The organism is Citrobacter sp. Cf136, assembly GCF_030333815.1.
Classification (GTDB): Bacteria; Pseudomonadota; Gammaproteobacteria; order Enterobacterales; family Enterobacteriaceae; genus Citrobacter; species Citrobacter freundii.
In genome coordinates this window covers 769,205-794,127 of record NZ_JAOWFE010000037.1, presented here as the reverse complement: position 1 = coordinate 794,127, position 24,923 = coordinate 769,205, and the positions used below count along the sequence as shown (strand labels likewise).

20 protein-coding genes are annotated in these 24,923 nt (G+C 50.6%); 5 read left to right on the top strand and 15 right to left on the bottom strand.

Annotation, left to right across the window (positions count from 1 at the left end; translation table 11 throughout):
• The first annotated feature begins 116 nt into the window (after nucleotides 1-116).
• On the top strand, nucleotides 117-881 hold the full coding sequence (gene elyC / locus OGV98_RS17545; RefSeq protein ID WP_003846991.1) for an envelope biogenesis factor ElyC: 765 nt from the start codon (nucleotides 117-119) through the stop codon (nucleotides 879-881).
• A gap of 117 nt (nucleotides 882-998) precedes the next feature.
• Here elyC and OGV98_RS17540 read toward each other — a convergent pair whose 3' ends face one another.
• The 14 genes from OGV98_RS17540 to OGV98_RS17475 all read right to left on the bottom strand — a co-directional run bounded on the left by OGV98_RS17540 (nucleotide 999) and on the right by OGV98_RS17475 (nucleotide 16,870).
• Nucleotides 999-1,892: a YcbJ family phosphotransferase gene (locus tag OGV98_RS17540; RefSeq protein ID WP_003035798.1), complete on the bottom strand. Its 894-nt coding sequence runs from the start codon at nucleotides 1,890-1,892 to the stop codon at nucleotides 999-1,001.
• Between the two features lie 164 nt (nucleotides 1,893-2,056).
• Nucleotides 2,057-2,803, bottom strand: coding sequence for a 3-deoxy-manno-octulosonate cytidylyltransferase (gene kdsB, locus OGV98_RS17535; protein ID WP_003035796.1), 747 nt, complete (start codon nucleotides 2,801-2,803; stop codon nucleotides 2,057-2,059).
• Nucleotides 2,800-2,982, bottom strand: a complete 183-nt coding sequence (gene ycaR / locus OGV98_RS17530) for a protein YcaR (protein WP_003035793.1) — start codon at nucleotides 2,980-2,982, stop codon at nucleotides 2,800-2,802. The genes kdsB and ycaR overlap by 4 nt, the downstream gene beginning before the upstream one ends.
• Nucleotides 2,983-3,033: 51 nt before the next feature.
• A complete protein-coding gene (locus OGV98_RS17525) occupies nucleotides 3,034-4,266 on the bottom strand; it encodes a winged helix-turn-helix domain-containing protein (RefSeq protein ID WP_202580637.1) in 1,233 nt (410 codons plus the stop codon).
• 41 nt (nucleotides 4,267-4,307) lie between these two features.
• Nucleotides 4,308-5,285 carry a tetraacyldisaccharide 4'-kinase gene (gene lpxK, locus OGV98_RS17520; RefSeq protein WP_044712540.1) on the bottom strand — a complete coding sequence of 326 codons (978 nt, stop codon included), beginning with the start codon at nucleotides 5,283-5,285 and terminating at the stop codon, nucleotides 4,308-4,310.
• The gene (msbA, locus tag OGV98_RS17515) at nucleotides 5,282-7,030 is read right to left on the bottom strand and encodes a lipid A ABC transporter ATP-binding protein/permease MsbA (RefSeq protein WP_003035784.1); all 1,749 of its coding nucleotides are present in this window, start codon (nucleotides 7,028-7,030) and stop codon (nucleotides 5,282-5,284) included. The genes lpxK and msbA overlap by 4 nt, the downstream gene beginning before the upstream one ends.
• Before the next feature lie 36 nt (nucleotides 7,031-7,066).
• A complete protein-coding gene (locus OGV98_RS17510; RefSeq protein WP_049001093.1) occupies nucleotides 7,067-9,331 on the bottom strand; it encodes a ComEC family protein in 2,265 nt (754 codons plus the stop codon).
• Between the two features lie 206 nt (nucleotides 9,332-9,537).
• On the bottom strand, nucleotides 9,538-9,822 hold the full coding sequence (ihfB, locus tag OGV98_RS17505) for an integration host factor subunit beta (RefSeq protein ID WP_003035780.1): 285 nt from the start codon (nucleotides 9,820-9,822) through the stop codon (nucleotides 9,538-9,540).
• A gap of 159 nt (nucleotides 9,823-9,981) precedes the next feature.
• Entirely contained in the window at nucleotides 9,982-11,655 is a 1,674-nt protein-coding gene (gene rpsA / locus OGV98_RS17500; RefSeq protein WP_003035776.1) for a 30S ribosomal protein S1, read from the bottom strand.
• Nucleotides 11,656-11,768: 113 nt separating this feature from the next.
• On the bottom strand, nucleotides 11,769-12,452 hold the full coding sequence (gene cmk, locus OGV98_RS17495; RefSeq protein WP_003035772.1) for a (d)CMP kinase: 684 nt from the start codon (nucleotides 12,450-12,452) through the stop codon (nucleotides 11,769-11,771).
• A 171-nt stretch (nucleotides 12,453-12,623) separates the two neighbouring features.
• Nucleotides 12,624-13,385: a metalloprotease LoiP gene (loiP, locus tag OGV98_RS17490; RefSeq protein ID WP_049001090.1), complete on the bottom strand. Its 762-nt coding sequence runs from the start codon at nucleotides 13,383-13,385 to the stop codon at nucleotides 12,624-12,626.
• Between the two features lie 138 nt (nucleotides 13,386-13,523).
• Nucleotides 13,524-14,807, bottom strand: a complete 1,284-nt coding sequence (gene aroA, locus OGV98_RS17485; protein WP_049001087.1) for a 3-phosphoshikimate 1-carboxyvinyltransferase — start codon at nucleotides 14,805-14,807, stop codon at nucleotides 13,524-13,526.
• A 69-nt stretch (nucleotides 14,808-14,876) separates the two neighbouring features.
• On the bottom strand, nucleotides 14,877-15,965 hold the full coding sequence (gene serC, locus OGV98_RS17480; RefSeq protein ID WP_003847007.1) for a 3-phosphoserine/phosphohydroxythreonine transaminase: 1,089 nt from the start codon (nucleotides 15,963-15,965) through the stop codon (nucleotides 14,877-14,879).
• Nucleotides 15,966-16,177: 212 nt separating this feature from the next.
• Complete coding sequence (locus tag OGV98_RS17475; RefSeq protein ID WP_003847009.1) at nucleotides 16,178-16,870, bottom strand: DUF421 domain-containing protein; 693 nt, start codon at nucleotides 16,868-16,870, stop codon at nucleotides 16,178-16,180.
• Between the two features lie 136 nt (nucleotides 16,871-17,006).
• Here OGV98_RS17475 and ycaO point away from each other — a divergent pair, with 136 nt between their 5' ends.
• The 4 genes from ycaO (at nucleotide 17,007) to pflA (ending at nucleotide 23,298) form a co-directional block, all read left to right on the top strand.
• The gene (ycaO, locus tag OGV98_RS17470; protein ID WP_016149860.1) at nucleotides 17,007-18,767 is read left to right on the top strand and encodes a 30S ribosomal protein S12 methylthiotransferase accessory factor YcaO; all 1,761 of its coding nucleotides are present in this window, start codon (nucleotides 17,007-17,009) and stop codon (nucleotides 18,765-18,767) included.
• Between the two features lie 405 nt (nucleotides 18,768-19,172).
• The gene (gene focA, locus OGV98_RS17465; RefSeq protein WP_003035756.1) at nucleotides 19,173-20,030 is read left to right on the top strand and encodes a formate transporter FocA; all 858 of its coding nucleotides are present in this window, start codon (nucleotides 19,173-19,175) and stop codon (nucleotides 20,028-20,030) included.
• Between the two features lie 59 nt (nucleotides 20,031-20,089).
• Nucleotides 20,090-22,372 (top strand): formate C-acetyltransferase, encoded by a 2,283-nt coding sequence (pflB, locus tag OGV98_RS17460; RefSeq protein WP_003035753.1) that lies wholly within the window; start codon nucleotides 20,090-20,092, stop codon nucleotides 22,370-22,372.
• A gap of 185 nt (nucleotides 22,373-22,557) precedes the next feature.
• The gene (gene pflA / locus OGV98_RS17455) at nucleotides 22,558-23,298 is read left to right on the top strand and encodes a pyruvate formate lyase 1-activating protein (RefSeq protein ID WP_003035751.1); all 741 of its coding nucleotides are present in this window, start codon (nucleotides 22,558-22,560) and stop codon (nucleotides 23,296-23,298) included.
• A gap of 43 nt (nucleotides 23,299-23,341) precedes the next feature.
• Here pflA and OGV98_RS17450 read toward each other — a convergent pair whose 3' ends face one another.
• On the bottom strand, nucleotides 23,342-24,763 hold the full coding sequence (locus OGV98_RS17450) for an amino acid permease (protein WP_003035749.1): 1,422 nt from the start codon (nucleotides 24,761-24,763) through the stop codon (nucleotides 23,342-23,344).
• Nucleotides 24,764-24,923 lie beyond the last annotated feature (160 nt).

Here is a 24,923-nt window from a genome sequence, read left to right as displayed (position 1 = left end):
CTTTAGGGTGACTAAGTAAAACCGCTATTTTGTCACACCCACGCCGAGAATGAACCTTCCTGGTGTAATATCCCTGCAGATCCCCTGCTGTATGGTTAAAAAAGGAACCAAAAAGGATGCTTTTTACGCTGAAGAAAGTGATTGGCGGTATGATGCTGCCACTTCCGCTAATGCTCATTATCATGGGTACAGGCCTGGTGCTGCTCTGGTTTAGTCGCTTTCAAAAAACAGGGAAAGTGTGCATTAGCCTGAGTTGGCTGGCGCTGTTACTTCTTAGCTTGCAACCCGTCGCTGATAGCCTACTGAAACCGATTGAGGACAGCTATCCAACCTGGCAGGATACACAAAAAGTGGAATACATTGTGGTGCTGGGCGGAGGGTATACCTGGAATCCTCAGTGGGCACCAAGTTCAAACCTAATCAGCAACAGTCTTCCGCGTCTGAATGAAGGTATTCGCCTCTGGCGTGCTAATCCGGGATCGAAGCTTATCTTTACCGGTGCTGCGGCAAAGAGCAATAACGTCAGTACTGCAGAAGCGGGAGCCCGCGTAGCGCAGTCACTGGGTGTGCCACCCGGTGATATCATCACGCTGGATAAACCTAAAGATACTGAAGAAGAAGCCGCAGCGGTTAAGCAGGCCATCGGCAGCGCGCCGTTCCTGCTGGTGACCTCCGCATCGCACTTACCACGAGCAATGATTTTCTTCCAACAGGCTGGACTACAACCGTTGCCCGCGCCGGCTAATCAGTTAGCAATTGATTCACCGCTAAATCCGTGGGAGCGCGCGATCCCCTCTCCCGTCTGGTTGATGCATAGCGATCGTGTTGGTTACGAAACATTGGGTCGCATCTGGCAGTGGTTAAAGGGATCGGAGCACTGACAGAAATATTGCCTGACGGCGACGCTAACGCGGCTTATCAGCCCCAGGCGTTCAGCGCAGAATTGTAGGCCGGATAAGGCGCTCACGCCGCCATCCGGCAATGCCGTAACGGGATAGTCAGGCGAGCCACGGCAGCAGTGATTTCGTTGCCAGGTCAAAGTTGGTGCGATTAAAACGTCCGGTGTTGACCAGTTGCGCCACCTCATCCCATAACACATACAGCCAGCGCCGCCAGATGAAGGACTCCGCCACGGGCGCGCGTTGCAGGTATTGCCAAAGCAGGCTTTCCGCCAGCGCGTTATCCATTAAACGGAACAATTCATACTCTCTGGGCGCCCACAGCATCAACCCCGGTCCCACCATGGCCAGTAGCTGATCGCTACGGGCGTCTTTGAGCATGCTACGTAAACTGAAATTACCGTGGATTAGTACGCAGTTATCATTGAATCCTTCAAATAAAGCGGGTAAACACTCACGGGTACGAAACAGGATCCGCTTATCCTGCATCGTCAAGCCAGTATTGTTGAACTGATTTAACGTGGTCCACAGCACCTCAACACGCTGGCGATACCAGGATGGCCAGATATTCTCTTGCGTGTTATCCACCATGCCCACGCAGCCACGGCTATCCTGCCGATGCCATGACAGCAGACCTTCTACGATCTGATCTTTTAAATGTTCCCAGCGTTCGGGCGTTCGGGCTGGCGCTTCCACCGGCACACCCCGTAAACGCTCAAGCAGTAACACATCGGGGCCGGGATGCTCTTCGTGGGTTAAGACCCCGTAAATGACGGGCATACGCACCGTACCGCTGCGCGCTAACATGGAGGTTTTCCATGCCAGTTGCTGCGCCATACCTGGCGTGGTGAAACTTCTCGCCATCAGCGGCATCGGATTTCCCTGGCTGTCGTACAGTGACCACAGGGCCGTATCCACTTTTTCATTCACGCATTCTATACGACTGAGTTTTTCGCCCAGCAGGTGGCTGAGTTCGGCACGCAACTGTTCCATTTCAGATTGCCCTCATAAATGCTACTGCTTTCATAATGAGCGTCGGGCAGACAGATGTCACCCGGATGAGATCAATTGATGAAAAGAAAAGTGGAGGGAAAGCGCAACGATACGACACTCCTCCCAAAAATACGCATCAATATGGGGGAGTGCCGTGAGAAAAACTAAGGCATTTCGGCGCGAACGCGCTCGAGATCTTCGGTAGTGTCTACGCCGGTACCCGGGACTTCTTTTGCGACGGCAACGTGAATTTTTTCGCCGTACCACAGCACTCGCAGCTGCTCCAGCATTTCGATATGCTCAAGCGGGCTAGGCTGCCAGTTAACATAGCGGCGAATAAAACCGGCGCGATAGCCGTAAATGCCCAGATGGCGCAGGAAGGTGTCCCCCACCGTTTCCAGACTTTTGGCGAAACGATCGCGATCCCATGGGATGGTCGCGCGTGAAAAATAGAGCGCATATCCTTCAGCGTCCAAAACGACTTTTACCGCATTCGGATTAAATGCCTCTTCCGCACTGTGAATCGGAGCCGCAAGAGTCGCCATGCCGACCTGACGTTGCGCCAGATTCTCAGCCACCTGGCGAATAATGACCGCCGGAATCATCGGCTCATCACCCTGTACGTTCACAATAACGGTATCATCGCTAAAACCACATTTCTCGACGACTTCCGCCAGGCGCTCCGTACCAGACTGGTGATCGGCGCGGGTCATGCACACTTCCCCCCCCACCGCTTCTACCGCGCGAGCGACATCCTCGTGATCGGTGGCCACGATGATACGTTCAGCGCCAGATTCACGCGCACGCTCCAGGACATGCACGATCATAGGCTTGCCGTTGATATCCAGTAGCGGCTTGCCCGGCAGACGAGTGGACGCATAACGCGCAGGAATAATGACCACAAAACTCATGATTTACTCTCATCAGCAGTCAGAACGCGGGCTTCGGTTTCCAGTAACACAGGAATGCCATCACGCAGTGGGAAAGCAAGGTTATCCAGTTTACAAATCAGTTCCTGTTTTTCCTGGTTAAACCAGAGTTTGCCATTGCATACCGGGCAGGCAATGATTTCAAGCAGACGATGATCCATAGTTCCTCCAGATGGACCGGATTGTGAATCCGTAAATATTAACATAATCGCTTAATGGGCTGGGTCTATTTCCCAACCATGGCGTGCATCAACAAATAAACCTTCAGGATAACGTCCCAGCGTCACGCGTGTTGCCAGTTGCCAGCGGGCAAAATCGTCAATCGCCTGAAACAATCCTTTTTGCAAAGTCACCCCAGGCTTAACCCCATCCTGTAACCACAGCGAAATCACGTCCAGCACGCCCGTTTTACGGTGCATTTTGGCATCCATTCGCCCAACCAACTGCCCGCGGTGCAGCAACGGCAAGACGAAATAACCGTACTGACGTTTTGGTGCTGGCGTGTAACACTCCAGCCGGTAGCTAAAATCGAATAGCTGCTCTGCCCGTTTACGATCCCAAACCACCGGATCAAAAGGCGATAACACTGCGCTGTGGGTCGCCGTTAATTTGCCCACCAGCGCCTGTTCGAGCAGCGGCTGAAGGTGGCTATGCAGCCACAGCGTTCCCAGCCCTTCAACGTCGACAGGAATAATCTGTTGCTGTTCCGCCCGTTCGTTGCACCAGTTTTTTAGCGCCGGGCGCTTCAGGCGGTAGTAGTCTGCCAGCCATTGTTCGCGGAAAATCCCCAGACTGCGGGCGCTGTTATCCAGCATGACGCTTTCAGCATCTTCCTGCGAAAGTGGGTCGCGTTCATCGTCCCAGTGTGGCATGACGCGATGGGTTAAATCATACACTCGCTGGAAATTACGCCGTTCCACCACCATCACTTTCCCGGCAGTGAACAGCCCTTCAAGATGACGCTTCTGCGGTTTCCATTCCCACCAGCCGCTGGTCCCCTTACGTGGATGCTCAAAATCAGCAGATCGTACCGGTCCGTTATGCTGGATGTGCTGGAGCAGTTGCTCAATTTCATGAGCATGTTCTTTCATCCACGCCGCTTTATACTTCCAGCCCATATTCTCCGGGGCCAGCATGCGGTGACGTATCAGCATAAAATCGCTGCGCGGCAAAAAGCAGGCCTCGTGCGCCCAGTATTCCATCAGTTCGCCCTGCTGTAACGAGTCGTCCAGCCATTGGGGTGAATAATCTCCTAAACGACTAAACAGCACCAGGTAAGGACTTCGCGCCACAATATTGATGGTATCGATTTGCAGTAACGACATGCGCGAAATAGTCGCGAGAATATCTGCCGGGGTTGCCCGACGGCGTGTTTTTTTCAGCAGACCTTGAGCGGCAAGGTGAAGATGACGGGCATCCGTCAGAGAAAGGTGCGGCAACGACATCTATGGCCTCATAAATGATTCGCTGCCGCAGCGTGAATCAGTTAGCGAGTCAGCGAGATTAAGCTATCCAGCAACATGTCAGGCCGATCGCCTGACAAATGTGCGTCAACAGGTAAATACCACCAGTTTTCATCGGCAAATGCCCGGCACTTAACCGCATCTTTTTCCGTCATCACCAGCGTTTGCCCGGCGTTTACAAACGCACTGACGTCACTGTAGGTCAGAGACTGATGGTCTGCCAGCGCAATGCTTTTTTGCACGCTGGCACCGCATGCTTTCAGCGTGGCAAAAAAACGCGGAGGGTGACCAATGCCCGCCATGGCGACAATATTGGGCAATTGCGCTACATCACGGCGTTCGCCTGTACGTAAATTAACGGCCAGCCCCGGTTCAAGTCGCATAGGGATTTCCCCTGGTTGCGCAACGCCACCGTTAACAATAGTCGCATCCACCGATTTTAGACGACCTGCGCGTTCCCGCATTGGACCAGCGGGAAGCCACCAGCCATTGCCAAACCGACGTTCGCCGTCAATAACCACGATTTCAACATCTCGCGCCAGACGATAGTGCTGTAGCCCATCGTCGGTCACAATAATCTGCACGTCATGTTGGGCCAAAATGGCTTTTACCGCATCCGATCTTACCGGGGATACCGCTACCGGCACGCCGGTACGTTGGGCGATCAGCACAGGTTCATCACCCGCTTCTGCGGTAGTGGTCTCTGCGGTCAATAACAACGGATAAGCAGCCGCTTTCCCGCCGTACCCACGCGACACCACGCCCACGCGAATCCCGCGTTGCTGCAGTTGTTCAACCAGCCAAATCACCACCGGTGTTTTGCCATTGCCGCCGGCAGTAAGGTTTCCGACCACCACAACCGGTACTGGCGCGCGCCAAGCGCGTTTAAGCCCAAGCTTGTAGCATAGGCGGATCCCGCCACTCACCAGGCCATAAAGCCAGGAGAGTGGAAGTAACAATCGCCACAGCGGCGATTCACCAGACCAGATACGTGCGATCATTGACCGAATTGCATTTTGTGTAATTGCGCATAGACCCCGCGCTGCTCAATCAGGTCGCTATGGGTTCCGCGTTCGACAATCAGACCATCCTCCACCACGATGATTTCGTCGGCTTGTTCAATGGTTGAAAGACGGTGAGCAATGACCAGAGAAGTACGGTTTTTCTGTAGCTCATCCAGCGCAGACTGAATCGCACGTTCAGATTCGGTATCAAGAGCTGATGTTGCTTCATCAAGGATCAGAATTGGGCTGTCACGCAACAAGGCACGGGCGATAGCGATACGCTGACGTTGTCCGCCGGAAAGCAGGACGCCGTTTTCACCAATCACCGTATCCAGACCATTATCCATCTTGTTGATGAAATCCATGGCGTAGGCCATCTGTGCCGCTTTTTCGATCTGCTCACGGCTGTACATATCGGTACGCGCGTAGGCGATGTTGTTGGCAACCGTATCGTTAAACAGGTGCACATTCTGCGAAACCAACGCAACCTGATCGCGCAGGGATGCCAGGGTATATTCGCGCAGATCGTGTCCGTCCATCAGAATCTGCCCTTCATCAATATCGTAGAAGCGCGTAATCAGGCTGGCGATGGTGGATTTCCCTGAGCCCGAACGGCCAACCAGAGCAACGGTTTTACCCGCGGGAATATTCAGGTTGATGTTACGCAGAGCCGGTACTTCACGTCCCGGATAGGTGAAAGTCACGTTGCGGAACTCGAGATCGCCGGTAGCACGCTCGATAACACGTTTACCTTCATCTTTCTCCTGTTCGCTATCCAGAATCGTAAATAAGGTCTGGCATGCCGCCATACCGCGCTGGAACTGCGCGTTGACGTTGGTCAGCGATTTCAACGGACGCATCAGCGCGATCATTGAGGAGAAGACAACCGTAATTGTCCCTGCCGTCAGGTTTTCCATTACGCTTGGGAAGCTGGCCGCATATAACACGAAGGCCAGAGCCAGAGACGCAATCAACTGGATGATAGGATCGGAGATAGAAGAAGCGGAAACCATCTTCATACCCTGCAAACGCATCTTGTTGCTGACCTTATCAAAGCGCTTGGTTTCGACTTCCTGACCACCAAAAATCAGAACTTCTTTGTGGCCTTTCAGCATCTGCTCCGCACTGGTCGTAACCTGCCCCATAGTGTTTTGCATGTTTTTACTGATGCTACGAAAGCGCTTGGAAACCACACGGATCGCCACTGACACAATTGGCGCCAGTACAATCAGGATCAGTGACAACTGCCAGCTGTAATAGAACATCATGATAAACAGGCCAATGATTGAGGCCCCTTCACGTACCACGGTGATCAGCGCGCCGGAAGACGATGACGCGACCTGCTCTGAATCATAGGTAATACGTGACAACAGCGTACCTGTAGACTGTTTATCAAAAAAGGAGACTGGCATGCCCATCATATGACCAAACAGGCGGCGACGCATGGTCATGACCACTTTGCCTGACACCCATGAGATACAGTAGCTGGAGACATAACTGGTTAAGCCACGAACTATCATCAGCCCAATGACCACCAGCGGCATCCACAGCAGCACCGAACGATCCGTTTTACCAAAACCATCATCCAGTAATGGTTTAAGGAGCGATAACATGAAGGTATCGCTGGCCGCGTTAAGGACTAACGCTATACCCGCCACGATCAGACCCGATTTAAAAGGCGCTATGGTTGGCCATAGTCGGCGAAACGTCTGCCACGTAGAGAGATCTTTATCGTTATGCATTCAAAAAACCAGCATTTGTTAGAATAGCCGCATATTCTACCCGTTATCCTCCGACACGCCAAACCACTGATGATACCAACGAGGTAAAATCTGATCCCGCAAGCTGTGTATTCGCCAGTTTTTTTGGTAAAAATCCAGCGTAATCTGCCCCTGATGTGGTGTATCCAGCCATTGATAATTTTGTTTCCGATAACGTTGCTTCACTTTCCAGGATGGCAGACGCCAGGCGTTGTAACGGGATGCAGAGGCTAATGCGACCTGCCCGTCAACTCGCTGAATGAGTGCCAGTGATGATGAAGTATTGCTGCCATGATGCGGAACCTGCATCACCGTAGACTGCAGATGCTGCCAGTAGTGACTTAGCATTTTTTGTTCAGCGGGAGACTCAATATCGCCGGTCAGCAGAACACTCTGATACCCATCATTAACTTTAACCACGCAGGAGTGGTTATTCCCCTGCCCTGCACTTCCACGCACAGGCCAGTGCGCACTGAAGGTTAACCCTTGCCATTGCCAACGTTCTCCGCGAAAACACGGGAGGTGTCCTTTCCAGCCTAGCGGACTTCTTATCCATAGTGATGGCCAGGCTTGTTGTAAGGAGTGCAACCCTCCTCGGTGATCCATATGTTCATGGCTTAAAATGACCCCTTCTGGCTCCAGATTATGCCAACGCAACCAGGGAATAATCAGCTGTTGCGCGCTATCGCCTTCAGGCCATGCCAGACCGGTATCGTAAAGCAGCGCTTTTCCATTACGCACAATCACCATCGCCAGCCCCTGCCCGACATCCAGCATATGCACTTGCCACACATCTGTACGCGGTGCACGCCAAAGCGGCCCACTCAGCAAAAGTAGCGCAGAGAAACAGACCACCGGTAGCGTACGCAAGATATTTAGTCGCCATGCGATAATCATTATTCCGGGTAAAAATGCGAGCCATTGCCAGCGTGCATCAATATTGATCCACCCTTCAGGCAGGCTCCTGAGCCCCCAAAATAGTAGCGCCAGAGAACGATCCGCTAAATACCACAGATTCGATTCAATCATCACCAGTCCGGCTAAATGCACGATCATGCCTGCTAATATCAAGGGTACGGAAACAAACGTGACCAAAGGGACGGCAAACAAATTAGCCGGAAACGAGGTCAGACTAAAACCGTGAAACATTGCGATTTGTACGGGAAGAAGCAGAAGCGTAATACCCAATTGCAGATGAGCCAGCGCCAGAAATTGACGACCAGCACGCGACAGCGGCCAGTCCGGGAGCGGTACCCATTGGTACCAGAACAGCAGTGCCGCAACGGCGGATGCAGACAACCATAGACTTTGCGAAAGAACGGCAACAGGATCCACCACCAGAATGGCTGCCAGACAGCAGATCCATACCGACCATCCGCTCCACTGCCTGCTGCTAAGTCTTAGCGCCCCCCAGACTAGCAGCGCAACAACCGTTCGTAATGCCGGGGGTTGCAGCCCCGTCAGCCAGGCATATAATGTGGCGCAGATAATCCCACCCACTAATGGAACCTGCCAGCAAATCCATCTGGCGGGCATAAAAAATTGTCCCGCGCGAATTATTCCGCCAGCCAGAAGTGCAGCAAACGCAATATGCAGCCCGGAGATTGCCATCAAATGAGCCGTGCCGGTATCACGCATAATCGTTTTCACCTCTTGTGACACGGACAAGCGCTCACCCATTCCCAGACCCAGTATGACCTGCTGCCAGGGATAGTCGGCGAGTACCGTTTTCAACGAGTCGAGAAATCGCGAACGCAAACTGCATTGTGGTGTGATAACCGAAGCCTGTAAGAATCGCCCCGTCAACGGTTGATGCTGCGCCAATGCGTAACGCTGGCTATCAAATCCGCCTTCGTTTAATTGACCGTGTACGGCGCGGACTTTCAACGTCATCGCCCATGTCTGACCCGCACAAACATCACCGGGTAAATACTGTCCGTACAAGACGATTCCTTGTGCAGGAAAGATTCGTCTCCCCTGAAGGTGAGTGATTTGGCCGTAGTGCGTTGTCATATTGTCAGTTCCGGTTATCCGCACAATGGCTTGCTGGTTTTTCTCAGGCAGCGTATTACCGGCCCACAGAGCCTCTTTCGCAGCCAGGATTCCCCAAAGAAAAAACAGCAGGGTTAGTCCGGCGGAACGTATATATTTGTGGGGGAGAAAACAGAGCAGACATGCCAAACAAAATACAATGCCGATACACAACATGCCTGGCAGCGTAGGTAATAGCATGAGTGGGAGAATGCCGAATAATGCACACGTACTCACCGTTGTTATTTTCATCAATAACCTCCCTGTTACAGGGAGTGTGCAGTACTCTTCGACGATTGTCTGGCATCAATTTATCGTTATACGACCTGAGTTCCGCAGACATTTAGTGGGGGTTGTAACGTACAAATTAACTGGGATGAGGATTCCAGGATAGGCGCACAGAAATGAAAAAAGCACCCATATGGGTGCTTTTCTCGGCGTTAAGTCTCGCTAAAAACTTAACCGTAAATATTGGCGCGGTCGCGCAGTTCTTTACCTGGTTTAAAGTGCGGAACGTATTTCCCTTCCAGATCCACTTTATCGCCGGTCTTCGGATTACGTCCGGTGCGTGGTGCGCGGTAATGCAAAGAGAAGCTGCCGAAACCGCGGATTTCAATACGCTCGCCCTGCGCAAGAGTCGAGGCCATATGTTCCAGCATCTCTTTAACTGCATCTTCAACCGCTTTCGCGGGAATATGAGGTTGCTGGGTTGCAAGTCTTTCAATCAATTCTGACTTGGTCATGATTCCTCCGGTTCCTTAAAGGCATAATTAGCTGCTGCATTGATTAAGGGCGGCCGTAGCCGCCCTTTGTCATTGATTACAGGACGAATCCTGTAATCTGTCAAGCTACTCGTCATCCTTTGTGCCGTTAACAGCACAAAGGATTTAGAGCACTCGATATTACTCGCCTTTAGCTGCTTTGAAAGCTTCAGCCATTGCGTTGTTAGAGAAGTTAGCATCTTCCTGTTTGTTAACAGTTGCGATTGCATCTTTCTCATCAGCTTCGTCTTTAGCACGAACAGACAGGCTGATTGCACGGTTCTTACGATCAACGCCGGTGAATTTAGCTTCAACGTCGTCGCCTACGCTCAGAACCAGAGTTGCATCTTCAACGCGGTCACGTGAAGCTTCAGAAGCGCGCAGGTAACCTTCAACGCCGTCAGCCAGTTCTACGGTTGCGCCTTTAGCGTCAACTGCAGTGACTTTACCGTTTACGATTGCGCCTTTCTTGTTCAGTGCAACCCAGTTGTTGAACGGATCTTCTGCGAGCTGTTTAACGCCCAGAGAGATACGCTCACGCTCTGCGTCAACCTGCAGAACAACTGCTGCGATTTCGTCGCCTTTTTTGTATTCACGAACTGCTTCTTCGCCTGCAACGTTCCAGGAGATGTCAGACAGGTGAACCAGGCCGTCGATGCCGCCGTCCAGGCCGATGAAGATACCGAAGTCAGTGATAGACTTGATTTTACCTTCAACACGGTCGCCCTTGTTGTGGGTTTCCGCGAACTGCTGCCATGGGTTGTTTTTGCACTGCTTCAGACCCAGGGAGATACGACGACGTTCTTCGTCGATATCCAGAACCATAACTTCCACTACGTCGCCAACGTTAACAACTTTGGACGGGTGGATGTTTTTGTTGGTCCAATCCATTTCGGAAACGTGAACCAGGCCTTCAACGCCTTCTTCGATTTCAACGAAGCAGCCGTAGTCGGTCAGGTTGGTCACGCGACCAGTCAGTTTGGTACCTTCTGGATAACGCTTAGCGATAGCTACCCATGGATCTTCGCCCAGCTGTTTCAGGCCCAGAGATACACGAGTACGCTCGCGGTCGAACTTCAGCACTTTAACAGTGATTTCGTCGCCAACGTTTACGATTTCGCTCGGATGCTTAACGCGTTTCCATGCCATGTCGGTGATGTGCAGCAGGCCGTCAACGCCACCCAGATCAACGAATGCACCGTAGTCAGTGAGGTTCTTAACGATACCTTTAACTTCCATGCCTTCCTGCAGGTTTTCCAGCAGCTGATCGCGTTCTGCGCTGTTTTCGGATTCGATAACGGCACGACGGGAAACAACAACGTTGTTACGCTTCTGATCCAGCTTGATTACTTTGAATTCAAGCTCTTTGCCTTCCAGGTGCAGCGTGTCGCGGACCGGACGAACGTCTACCAGGGAACCCGGCAGGAACGCGCGAATACCATTCAGCTCAACAGTGAAGCCACCCTTGACTTTGCCATTGATAACACCAGTAACGGTTGCAGCTTCTTCGTAAGCTTTTTCCAGCGTGATCCAAGCTTCGTGACGTTTAGCTTTTTCACGGGACAGCAGGGTTTCACCGAAGCCGTCTTCTACTGCATCCAGAGCAACGTCAACTTCGTCACCAACCTGGATTTCCAGCTCGCCCTGGGCGTTTTTGAACTGCTCTGCCGGAATGGCGGACTCAGATTTCAGACCAGCGTCAACCAGTACTACGTCTTTGTCGATAGCAACAACAACACCACGAACGATGGAACCCGGACGGGTTTCGATTTCTTTTAAGGATTCTTCAAACAGTTGAGCAAAAGATTCAGTCATGTTTAATCTTCAGGTTTCATATTTAACGTCCACCTGGCTCCATGCCGGATGGGGTTGTTTAACATACCCGCTGTCAATCCATTGCAACGGGGGTACTGCAAATTCGGTCGCACTTAAGCGAGAGCCAGTTTTTGGCGCGCGTATTGTAACGCTTTTTCAATCACTTGCTCAATGCTTAATCGGGTTGAATCCAAAACTAAAGCATCAGCAGCAGGAACCAGCGGCGCTACAGCACGGTTACGATCGCGATAATCGCGTTCTTCGATCTCGGCCAAAAGGCGTTCAAAGTTAACACTAAAGCCCTTCTCCTGCAACTGTAGCATACGTCTATGCGCACGTTCTTGCGAGGAGGCGTCTAGAAAAATTTTCACCGGCGCATCCGGGAACACCACGGTCCCCATATCACGTCCATCAGCAATCAGACCTGGGGTTTCGCGAAATGCGCGTTGACGACGTAAAAGCGCTTCACGCACGCGAGGAAACGCCGCGACCTGAGAGGCGGCATTCGCCACTTCCTGGGTACGGATTTCACCGCTGACATCCTCACCTTCAAGAATGACTTCAAGGTTGCCGTCTGTTGAGATAAAACGCACATCCAGGTGTGAGGCAAGCGGTACCAGAGCATCTTCAGAAGTGACATCAACATGGTGATGTAACGCTGCGAGCGCCAGTACGCGGTAGATCGCGCCTGAATCTAACAGATGCCACTGCAATGCTTCCGCCATTGCCTTGCACAAGGTGCCTTTTCCTGCACCGCTTGGGCCATCAATGGTAATAACCGGGGCAATTGCCGTCATCTTTTTCTCCTTAAACGGGCGTACATTAACGTGAACGCCGCGCATTATACGCGCCAACGCTAATGATCGTTAATACAGAGTGTAAAAACCCGATTAGTCTGTAACGATATGTGGAAGAATTGCGCAATTATAGCGGGCTGGCGAGAAACCAGCCCGGAAGATGGCACTGTTTTACTTTTTATCTGCTGCGATACGTTCACGCATATGCTGAGCGCGATCGTCAGATGCCGGATGAGAATCCATCAGTGATTTTGCATGGCCTGCGTCCATCGTGGCAAACTTATCAAACGCAGTCACTAACCCCTGACGGTCAATACCGCGTTTTTTCAGCAAATCATAGGAAAAGTCATCCGCATCCGATTCCTGGCTACGGGAGAAGGCTGAGTTAATCACACCTTCCGCCAGATCGCCCAACTGAGACTGGGAAAGCTGAGAAGCGACGCCGCTGGTCGCAGAAATAGCATCGCGCGCAGCAAGTGTGGCATACGCGGTCTGCATTGCTTTACGTGAGTGCCCTAAAGAAACATGGCCCAACTCATGACCCAGCACGCCTTCAATTTCATTGTCGGTCATCAGGTCCATCAAGCCCGAATAAACACGTACACATCCATTCGCCATTGCCCAGGCATTGATATCACTGGTCATATAAACTTTATAGTTGACCGGCGTTCCATCAATGTTATTACCCAACGCTTTCGCAATTTTATTCAGACGCTTAGTGTATTTGCTTTTTGCGCCCGCCAGCTGGTTTTCACTATCCATCTGCTTACATGAGCTGTTAGAGAGGGATTTGACATCAGCGTCGGTAAGCGTCGCAGCTTTATAAGCTGCCATACCAGAACTGGCAACAAGGTCGCCATTTACACCATTTTTACAACCTGCCAGCAACGTAGCGGAAACAGTCAATGCCAAAAAGAGTGATTTATTTTTCATGCTAATCTTCCGATGATATTTATAATAAAAACAAATAAATAAGTTAAATCATCCACAAGTTAGCATTAGTTGTAAGCGTAAAAACAGTGCGGTTACGGACACAGAAACGCCAGTCCGGGGACCGACGTTTCGTGAGGATCAGGCAGATGTACTAATACGCGCCAGCTGTTCGAAATAATCCGGGAAAGTTTTGGCGGTACATTTTGGATCAAGAATGGTCACAGGCGTGTCAGACAGCGCCACCAGCGAGAAACACATCGCCATGCGGTGATCGTTATAGGTCGCGATGTCCGCAAATTGCAATGTTGCAGGCGGGGTGATGCGGATAAAGTCATGCCCCTCTTCCACTTCCGCGCCCACTTTGCGTAACTCCGTCGCCATCGCGAACAGACGATCGGTCTCTTTGACGCGCCAGTTGTAGATATTACGTAATGTTGTGGTGCCTTTCGCAAACAGCGCCGCCGTTGCAATGGTCATCGCCGCATCAGGAATATGGTTCATATCCATATCCACTGCGTTCAACTCGCCGCGAGTACAGGCAATAAAATCGTCGCCCCATGTAATGGTAGCACCCATTTTTTCCAGTACATCGGCAAAACGAATATCACCCTGCATGCTGTTACGACCAATCCCGGTAACTTTTACCGTACCGCCTTTAATGGCACCCGCCGCGAGGAAATAGGAAGCGGAAGAAGCATCGCCTTCAACCAGGTATGCACCCGGTGACTGGTACTGCTGCTGCCCCTTCACGACAAAGTGCTGGTAGTTTTGATTTTCAATTTCAACACCAAACGTTTTCATCAGGTTCAGTGTGATATCAATGTAAGGTTTGGATACCAGGTCACCTTTAATTGCAATCGTCGTATCCTGCGGCGCAAGCGGCGCAGTCATCAGCAGCGCAGTGAGGAACTGGCTGGAAACGCTACCGTCTACCTCAACCTGGCCTCCGGTAAAGCCACCGCGCAGACGTAAAGGTGGATAGTTTTCCTGCTCCAGATAGTCAATTTTGGCTCCGCCCTGGCGCAGCGCATCAACCAGATGGCCAATCGGGCGCTCTTTCATGCGCGGTTCGCCCGTCAGCACGATGTCATTGCTGCCCAGACATAGCGCTGCGGCCAGCGGGCGCATGGCGGTTCCGGCATTACCAAGGAACAGTTCCACTGAGCCTTGCGCATGTAATGCACCACCATTGCCAATAATCTCGCAGCGGGTACGATCAGCAGAAAGGGTATAGCTAATCCCTAACACATTCAGAGCATTAAGCATATGGCGAACATCATCGCTGTCCAGCAGGTTGGTCAGGACAGTGGTGCCATTGGCTAATGCGGCCAGCAGCAAAGCGCGGTTAGAAACACTTTTGGATCCAGGCAGATTGATTGTGCCATCCACCCGCGCAATGGGTTGTAACGTCAGGGATTCCATGAAACTCGACTCTCAAAAACAGACATAAAAACCCCACAGACGGGCTGTGGGGATGAAAAGTACAGCAGATTAGCCGCGACGGCGTTCAAAATCGACCATGAAATCGGTCAGTGCTTTTACACCTTCAAGCGGCATTGCATTGTAGATGGACGCACGCATACCGCCGACCACACGATGCCCTTTCAGCGCATGCAGGCCCGCAGCAAAAGACTCTTCCAGGAACAGTTTATCCAGTGCGCTGTCAGCCAGCTGGAACGGTACGTTCATGCGTGAACGGTTGGATTTCGCCACATCGTTACGGTAGAAATCGCTGTTATCAATTACGCCGTACAGCAGTTCCGCTTTTTGCTGGTTAATCTTATCCATTGCATTAACACCGCCCTGCTTTTTCAGCCATTTAAAGACCAGGCCAGACAGATACCAGGCAAAGGTTGGCGGCGTATTGAACATGGAATCGTTGTCATTCAGCACGGTATAGTCGAGGATTGACGGGCATGATACATGAGCTTTACCCAGCAAATCTTCACGGACGATGACAATCGTCAGGCCGGCCGGGCCGATGTTTTTCTGTGCACCGGCATAAATTACGCCATAACGGCTAACGTCAAGCGGTGCGGAAAGAATGGTAGAGGACAGATCCGCCGTGACCACAACGTTGCTGGCAAAATTCGGCGTTTCATCGATCGCAATGCCATCGATAGTTTCGTTCGGACAATAGTGCAGGTACGCCGCGTTATCAGAAAGCTGCCATTCACTCATCGGCTTAACAGCACGCAGGCCGTCCACGGTGACTTTGGCATCAATAACGTTTGGTGTGCAGTATTTTTTCGCTTCTTTAATTGCACTGGCGGCCCAATAACCGGCATCGACGTAATCCGCGGTGGTTTTATCCCCCAGAATATTTAACGGGATACCCGCGAACTGCCCACGACCACCGCCATGGCAGAACAACACTTTATAGTTGGAGGGGATGCTAAGAAGATCACGAAAATCCTGCTCCGCTTCCTCGGCGACCTGGATGAATTCTTTGCCACGGTGGCTAATTTCCATCACCGACGTGCCAAGACCGTTCCAGTCGCGAAGATCCTGTTGAGCCAGTTTAAGTACTTCTGCCGGTAGCATTGCCGGACCTGAACTAAAATTAAAGACCTGAGCCATTTCCCCTCACCACGTTGTGTTGTTGTCCAATCAACATCCTGTCATTGACGATAATCCGGTGACAGACATTGGTATAAGTTATTCCTGTGGATATCGGTTTTATCATTCAGTGACACGCGCCGCAATGGGTAAAACTGACCAGGGTAAAAATGTGTCATTGGTCACACAACAGAATCTATCGGATTGACGGGTAAAAACCGAGATTTTTGCTGTCAGGTCACCCGTTTTGCCCGACTGGCCTTCGACCATTCTGGATTTGCACAGCGTGGACATAATTGATGATCTCCGGCGTTCATTTGCACCACTTCGCTACAACGTATACAGGCATAGTCTCCTGCTTCAGGCATTACTTTAAATCGTTGCGTACAGTGCTTAGGTAAAATACTGAGCCCCGGCTTTACGTCTTCATCGGCAAAGAAGTAGACGCTGATTTGTCCATTCGTCTCCAGAATAGCCAGTTTTACCTGTCCCAATTGCTCCACGCCGTTCAAACGCAGTTCCATAAAGAATTCAAATTCCGTCATATTGGCACTATTGAGCTTTGACCATGCCAGCTCGCCGTCTTCAATGATCACGACGGGTTTGCCCTCCAGCAGGTCCTCCATTTTTTCACTATGCGCCATCAGCCACATCACCAACCGATACAGCACAGCAAGAGTAATAAAAACCACCAGCACTGGCAGCATCGGGACATCGTCATAGAATGCCACGTCTCCCGCTGCAGAACCCAGCGTAAGGATGATCAGCACTTCAAAAAGCGACATCTGGCGTACGCCGCGACGTCCGGTGATTTTTAAAAACAGAAAAACCAATATAAAGGTGTAGAGGCTGCGTAACGCAACTTCCCCCAGAAAATCCATGGGCACCTTATCAAGCGCCATACGGTGCAAATCGAAAGCTTTCATTAATATGCTCTAAACGTGGTTGGTTGTAAGAAAGCATAGCCAATGCTTTTATTTACGCCTGAGCTCCGGCGGCGATAGCGCCGTTCATTGAAAACCCGTATCATTGCGCGCTTTCCGTACGACAAAAGTGATTTTCATGACGCAAACATTTATCCCCGGCAAAGATGCCGCTCTGGAAGACTCCATCGCTCGCTTCCAGCAAAAATTGCTCGACCTCGGTTTTCAAATTGAAGAAGCCTCGTGGTTGAATCCCGTCCCTAACGTCTGGTCTGTACATATTCGCGACAAAGAATGCGCGCTGTGCTTCACCAACGGTAAAGGCGCGACGAAAAAAGCGGCGTTGGCTTCCGCGCTGGGCGAATATTTTGAGCGTCTGTCGACTAACTATTTCTTTGCGGATTTCTGGTTGGGCGAAACTATCGCCAATGGCCCGTTCGTGCATTATCCGAACGAAAAATGGTTCCCGCTGACAGAAGAAGACGATGTACCAGAAGGTTTACTGGATGCACGTCTGCGAGCGTTTTACGATCCAGATAACGAACTGACTGGCAGCATGCTTATCGATCTGCAGTCTGGTAATGAAGAACGTGGCGTCTGCGGCCTGCCGTTTACCCGTCAGTCGGATAACCAGACTGTCTATATTCCGATGAATATTATCGGCAACCTGTATGTTTCTAACGGCATGTCCGCGGGTAACACGCCTAACGAAGCGCGCGTTCAGGGCCTGTCTGAAGTCTTTGAGCGTCATGTGAAGAACCGCATTATTGCGGAAAGCATCAGCCTGCCGGAAATCCCGGCCGAAGTCATGGCGCGCTATCCGGCAGTGGTGGAGTCCATCGCCACACTGGAAGCTGAAGGTTTCCCAATTTTTGCCTATGATGGCTCGCTGGGCGGCAAGTATCCGGTGATTTGCGTTGTCCTGTTCAACCCAACCAACGGTACCTGCTTCGCTTCCTTCGGCGCACACCCGGATTTCGGCGTGGCGCTGGAGCGTACCGTCACTGAACTGCTGCAGGGCCGTGGTCTGAAGGATCTTGATGTCTTCACCCCACCGACCTTCGACGATGAGGAAGTGGCAGAACATACCAACCTTGAAACTCACTTCATCGATTCCAGCGGTTTGATCTCATGGGATCTGTTCAAGCAGGATGCCGATTATCCGTTCGTTGACTGGAATTTCTCTGGCACCACGGAAGAAGAGTTCGCCACCCTGATGGCCATCTTCAATGCTGAAGATAAAGAAGTGTATATCGCTGACTATGAACACCTGAGCGTTTACGCGTGCCGCATTATTGTTCCGGGAATGTCTGACATCTATCCGGCAGAAGATCTGTGGTTAGCTAACAACGCTATGGGCGCCCATCTGCGTGACACCATTCTCTCTCTGCCGGGCAGCGAATGGGATAAAGAAGACTATCTCAATCTGATCGAACAACTGGATGAAGAAGGGTTTGACGACTTCACCCGCGTACGCGAGCTACTCGGTCTGGCGACCGGTGCGGATAACGGTTGGTACACCCTGCGTATTGGCGAGCTTAAAGTGATGCTGGCGCTGGCCGGTGGCGATCTGGAGCAGGCGCTGGTGTGGACAGAATGGACGATGGAATTTAACGCCTCCGTCTTTAGCGCGGAACGTGCAAACTACTATCGCTGCCTGCAAACATTGTTGCTGCTGTCTCAGGAAGAAGACCGTCAGCCGCTGCAATATCTGAATGCGTTTGTCCGCATGTACGGTGCCGAGGCGGTTGAAGCGGCAAGTGCGGCATTGAGTGGCGAAGCGCCATTCTACGGGTTGCAAACCGTTGATAACGATCTGCAAGCTTTCCCGGCGCATCAGTCTCTACTGAAAGCCTATGAAAAACTGCAGCGCGCGAAAGCGGCACATTGGTCAAAATAATGACAGTCAGCCTGCGCTAAGTAGGCTAAAAGTATTGTCTGGGATATATTACGGGGCGCTTTAAGCGCCCTGTTTTTTTATTTTGTTCAAATCGGAAAATAAATGTAAAAACAAGGTTAAATATTAGTAGTTGATATTAAAAAAATTAGCATATTAATGTGGTTTTTTATCTCAATTACTCCATTTTAATTAACCGTCTGACAGGAGATGAAAAGAAAAAATTCAACTCACTTTATAATTTTTAAAATTTATTTTTATATGGATAATCAACAAGTTACTCCGTAATCGCATAAAAACCATGCGTCTTGCGGGCCTATAAGCCAGGCGAGATATGATCTATATCAAATTCTCATCTATAATGCTTTGTTAGTATCTCGTCGCCGACTTAATAAAGAGAGAGTTAGTGTGAAAGCTGACAACCCTTTTGATCTTATTCTACCTGCTGCAATGGCCAAAGTTGCCGAAGAAGCAGGCGTCTATAAAGCAACGAAACATCCGCTTAAGACGTTCTATCTGGCAATTACTGCCGGTGTATTCATTTCAATTGCCTTTGTTTTCTATATCACCGCCACAACCGGTACCGGAACTATGCCTTTCGGCATGGCAAAATTAGTAGGTGGTATCTGCTTTTCCCTGGGGCTGATTCTTTGTGTTGTCTGCGGCGCAGACCTCTTCACCTCAACCGTATTGATTGTCGTAGCAAAAGCCAGTGGTCGTATTACCTGGGGCCAATTGGCTAAAAACTGGCTTAACGTTTATGTCGGTAACCTGGTGGGTTGCTTGCTCTTTGTGCTATTGATGTGGCTTTCCGGCGAATACATGACCGCCAACGGCGCGTGGGGGCTCAACGTCCTACAAACAGCCGACCACAAAGTGCACCATACTTTTGTTGAGGCGGTAAGTCTTGGCATCCTGGCTAACCTGATGGTGTGTCTGGCCGTATGGATGAGCTACTCGGGCCGCAGCCTAATGGACAAAGCGTTTATCATGGTATTACCGGTCGCAATGTTTGTTGCCAGCGGTTTTGAGCACAGTATCGCAAACATGTTTATGATCCCTATGGGTATTGTAATACGCGATTTCGCCACCCCGGAATTCTGGACCGCAGTTGGGTCTTCTCCGGAGAATTTTTCTCACCTGACCGTGATGAATTTCATCACCGATAACCTGATTCCGGTTACGATCGGTAACATTATCGGCGGCGGTTTGTTGGTCGGGTTGACATACTGGGTCATTTATCTGCGTGGTAACGATCATCATTAATCTGATGATGCCCATTACACGCAGTAAATAAAAAATCCACTTAAGAAGGTAGGTGTTACATGTCCGAGCTTAATGAAAAGTTAGCCACAGCCTGGGAAGGTTTTACCAAAGGTGACTGGCAGAATGAAGTAAACGTACGTGACTTCATTCAGAAAAACTACACTCCATATGAGGGTGACGAGTCCTTCCTGGCTGGCGCAACTGATGCGACCACTGCACTGTGGGACAGCGTGATGGAAGGCGTTAAACAGGAAAACCGCACTCACGCGCCTGTTGACTTTGACACCTCCGTTGCTTCTACCATCACTTCTCACGACGCAGGCTACATCAACAAAGCGCTCGAGAAGATTGTTGGTCTGCAGACTGAAGCTCCGCTGAAACGTGCGATCATTCCGTTTGGCGGCATCAAAATGGTTGAAGGTTCCTGCAAAGCGTACAATCGCGAACTGGACCCGATGCTGAAAAAAATCTTCACCGAATACCGCAAAACCCACAACCAGGGCGTATTCGATGTTTACACCAAAGACATTCTGAACTGCCGTAAATCCGGTGTTCTGACTGGTCTGCCAGATGCGTATGGCCGTGGCCGTATCATCGGTGACTACCGTCGCGTTGCGCTGTACGGTATCGACTACCTGATGAAAGACAAATACGCTCAGTTCGTCTCTCTGCAGTCCGATCTGGAAAACGGCGTAAACCTGGAAGCAACTATCCGTCTGCGTGAAGAAATTGCTGAACAGCACCGCGCTCTGGGTCAGATCAAAGAAATGGCTGCTAAATATGGCTGCGATATCTCTGGTCCGGCGACCAATGCTCAGGAAGCTATCCAGTGGACTTACTTCGGCTACCTGGCCGCTGTTAAATCTCAGAACGGTGCAGCAATGTCCTTCGGTCGCGTATCCACCTTCCTGGATGCTTACATCGAACGTGACCTGAAAGCAGGCAAAATCACCGAGCAAGACGCACAGGAAATGATCGACCACCTGGTCATGAAACTGCGTATGGTTCGCTTCCTGCGTACTCCTGAATATGATGAACTGTTCTCCGGTGACCCGATTTGGGCAACTGAATCAATCGGTGGTATGGGCGTTGATGGCCGTACTCTGGTTACCAAAAACAGCTTCCGCTTCCTGAACACCCTGTACACCATGGGTCCTTCTCCGGAGCCGAACATCACTGTTCTGTGGTCTGAAAAACTGCCTCTGAACTTCAAGAAATTCGCCGCTAAAGTGTCCATCGACACCTCTTCTCTGCAGTACGAGAACGATGACCTGATGCGTCCGGACTTCAACAACGACGACTACGCTATCGCTTGTTGCGTAAGCCCGATGGTTGTTGGTAAACAAATGCAGTTCTTCGGTGCGCGTGCAAACCTGGCGAAAACCATGCTGTACGCAATCAACGGTGGCGTTGATGAAAAACTGAAAATGCAGGTTGGTCCTAAATCTGAACCGATCAAAGGCGACGTTCTGAACTTCGACGAAGTTATGGACCGCATGGATCACTTCATGGATTGGCTGGCTAAACAGTACGTCACTGCACTGAACGTTATCCACTACATGCACGACAAGTACAGCTACGAAGCCTCTCTGATGGCGCTGCACGACCGTGACGTTATCCGCACCATGGCGTGTGGTATCGCTGGTCTGTCCGTTGCTGCTGACTCCCTGTCTGCAATCAAATATGCGAAAGTTAAACCGATTCGTGACGAAGACGGTCTGGCTATCGACTTCGAAATCGAAGGCGAATACCCGCAGTTTGGTAACAACGACTCTCGCGTTGATGACATGGCGGTTGACCTGGTAGAACGTTTCATGAAGAAAATTCAGAAACTGACTACTTATCGTAACGCTATCCCGACTCAGTCTGTTCTGACCATCACCTCTAACGTGGTTTATGGTAAGAAAACTGGTAACACCCCAGATGGTCGTCGTGCTGGCGCGCCGTTCGGACCGGGTGCTAACCCAATGCACGGCCGTGACCAGAAAGGTGCTGTTGCCTCTCTGACCTCCGTTGCTAAACTGCCGTTTGCTTACGCTAAAGATGGTATCTCTTACACCTTCTCTATCGTTCCGAACGCTCTGGGTAAAGACGACGAAGTTCGTAAGACCAACCTGGCGGGTCTGATGGATGGTTACTTCCACCACGAAGCGTCCATCGAAGGTGGTCAGCACCTGAACGTGAACGTCATGAACCGTGAAATGCTGCTGGATGCGATGGAACATCCGGAAAAATATCCGCAGCTGACCATCCGCGTTTCTGGCTACGCAGTACGTTTTAACTCCCTGACTAAAGAACAGCAGCAGGACGTTATCACTCGTACCTTCACTCAGACCATGTAATTGGTTTTGACTGAAATCGTACTTTAAAAAGCGTACAATAAAGGCTCCACGTAAGTGGGGCCTTTTTAATAGCCTGCTTTGTCAGCCATCTATACTTATGGATAGCAGCCAAAACAGACTCGACACAGTTAATAACTGTGCACTAACACTGGCCCCGGATGGGCCACACCTGGAGAAACACCGCAATGTCAGTTATTGGTCGCATTCACTCCTTTGAATCCTGTGGCACTGTTGATGGCCCGGGCATCCGTTTTATTACCTTCTTTCAGGGCTGCCTGATGCGCTGCCTGTATTGCCATAACCGCGACACGTGGGATACGCACGGCGGTAAAGAAGTTACCGTTGACGAATTAATGAAAGAGGTGGTGACCTACCGCCACTTTATGAACGCCTCCGGAGGCGGCGTGACAGCGTCTGGCGGCGAAGCTATCTTGCAAGCTGAATTCGTACGTGACTGGTTCCGGGCCTGTAAAAAAGAAGGTATTCATACTTGTCTGGATACTAACGGTTTTGTTCGCCGCTACGATCCGGTGATCGATGAGTTGCTGGAAGTCACCGACCTGGTCATGCTCGATCTCAAACAAATGAACGATGAAATCCATCAGAATCTGGTGGGTGTGTCTAACCATCGTACACTCGAGTTCGCGCGTTACCTGTCCAACAAAGACATCAAAGTGTGGATCCGCTATGTTGTCGTACCTGGCTGGTCTGACGATGACGACTCCGCACACCGCCTTGGCGAATTTACCCGCGATATGGGCAACGTTGAAAAAATCGAGCTGCTGCCTTACCACGAGCTGGGCAAACACAAATGGGTGGCAATGGGCGAAGAGTACAAACTCGACGGCGTTAAGCCGCCGAAGAAAGAGACCATGGAGCGCGTGAAGGGTATTCTCGAGCAATATGGACATAAAGTGATGTATTGAGTTTTATGGTGGGTAACAGATACGTTACCCACCTGACTCTGCCTTAACGCCCTCTTCTCGCCAGTAACGGGAAAATCAATCCCAGTCCAACCAGCACAAATGGCGTCACAATATTCAGCGTGAGCTGGAATGTCCACTCAGGGGTGAAGGCTTCCATTTTCGGGAAAATCCCGGTCAGACAGGCAAATGCGGTAAAGGCAAAGCACCAGATCCCCACGGTCATCGCAAGCGATCGGTTGCGAATAAAGACATATTCTGATTTATATTTTTGCGCCAGACGAATAACGGCAATGAATGCCACAAACACCCATAAATAACGCAATGGCATCACGACAGAGTTAAGATTCAATAGCCATTTATACAGATTGTTCATGTCGCCAATTCCCAGTGTTGGCAACATAATCAGAATCGCCACCAGCACCAGCGTCAGAATATAACCATTTACCGGCGTACCGGAAGCGTTGGTTTTACACAGGCTCTCGGGAATATATTTACGATCAGCATCACCCAGCAGAACTTTAAGCGGTGCATCAATAGAAAATACCAATGCCGCAATCTGTCCCAGCGTATTGGCAATCGCGTAAATAACCATCAGCGAATTACCCATACCATAATACTCACCCAGTTTCTGGAAGGCGTAATATTGACCATTCGTCATCAGATCATCTGGAATATGCCGGGAGTCAAACATCATTCCCATAGCCAGCGATCCGAGAATCGCACATACCGCCACCATAACAGCCAGAACGAGCATCCCTTTCGGAAATTCTTTGCCCGGATTACGTGTCTGATTAACGTATGGCGAAATTTTCTCCGCGCCGCCCACGGCAAAGACCAGCATGGAGATCGTGGTAATGTAGGTAAAATCAATGTGCGGGATAAACGATTCCCAGGTGATATTAGTTGTCGCTATCTGCACATCCGTAATTGCAGGCGCAGTTACCGCCATCACGACATACAAAATGGACATCACAAACATCGCGATGCCTGCAACTGACCCAACAATTTTCAGCGATTTCATGCCACGGGACGCAACCCACATGAAAAAGACAAACAGCGCCAGTGTCAGCCCCTGCAACGCCACGACGGTGTACTCTTTAATCAACGAACCATCGCCCTTCAGCGCCCATCCCAGCGCAATCAGAATAGCCTGCGGTTTTTGCGCCAGATAAGGAATATGCACAACCCAATAGGTCCATGCAGCAAGATAAGCCAGCCCTGGCCCCATGGTATGTTTAATCCAGGTACTGACGCCGCCTTTACCCTCTTTAAAAGTTGAGCCAAGCTGCCCGACGATCAACGCATAAGGTATAAAATAGAGCGCGAAAATAAAGATCCAAGAGGAGACAACAACTAATCCCTGATTGGCATAGTTGTTAACGACGTTGCCAAAACCCCAAACGGTAATAAAAGACATCAATGCAATGTTGTACCATCGCAATTGTTTTTCCTGCACACCAGCCATACGCAATCCTTCGTGGAAGCTTTATGATTATAAATAAATGAGGCGTGGGATTATGCGCGGTAAAATGAGCGAGCGGAAACGGCAGGATGTAAAACTATAACCTTCTGCACACTTTATTTTCAGGAAAGAAGTGTGTGATTAAATAATGCAGGTTCCCATA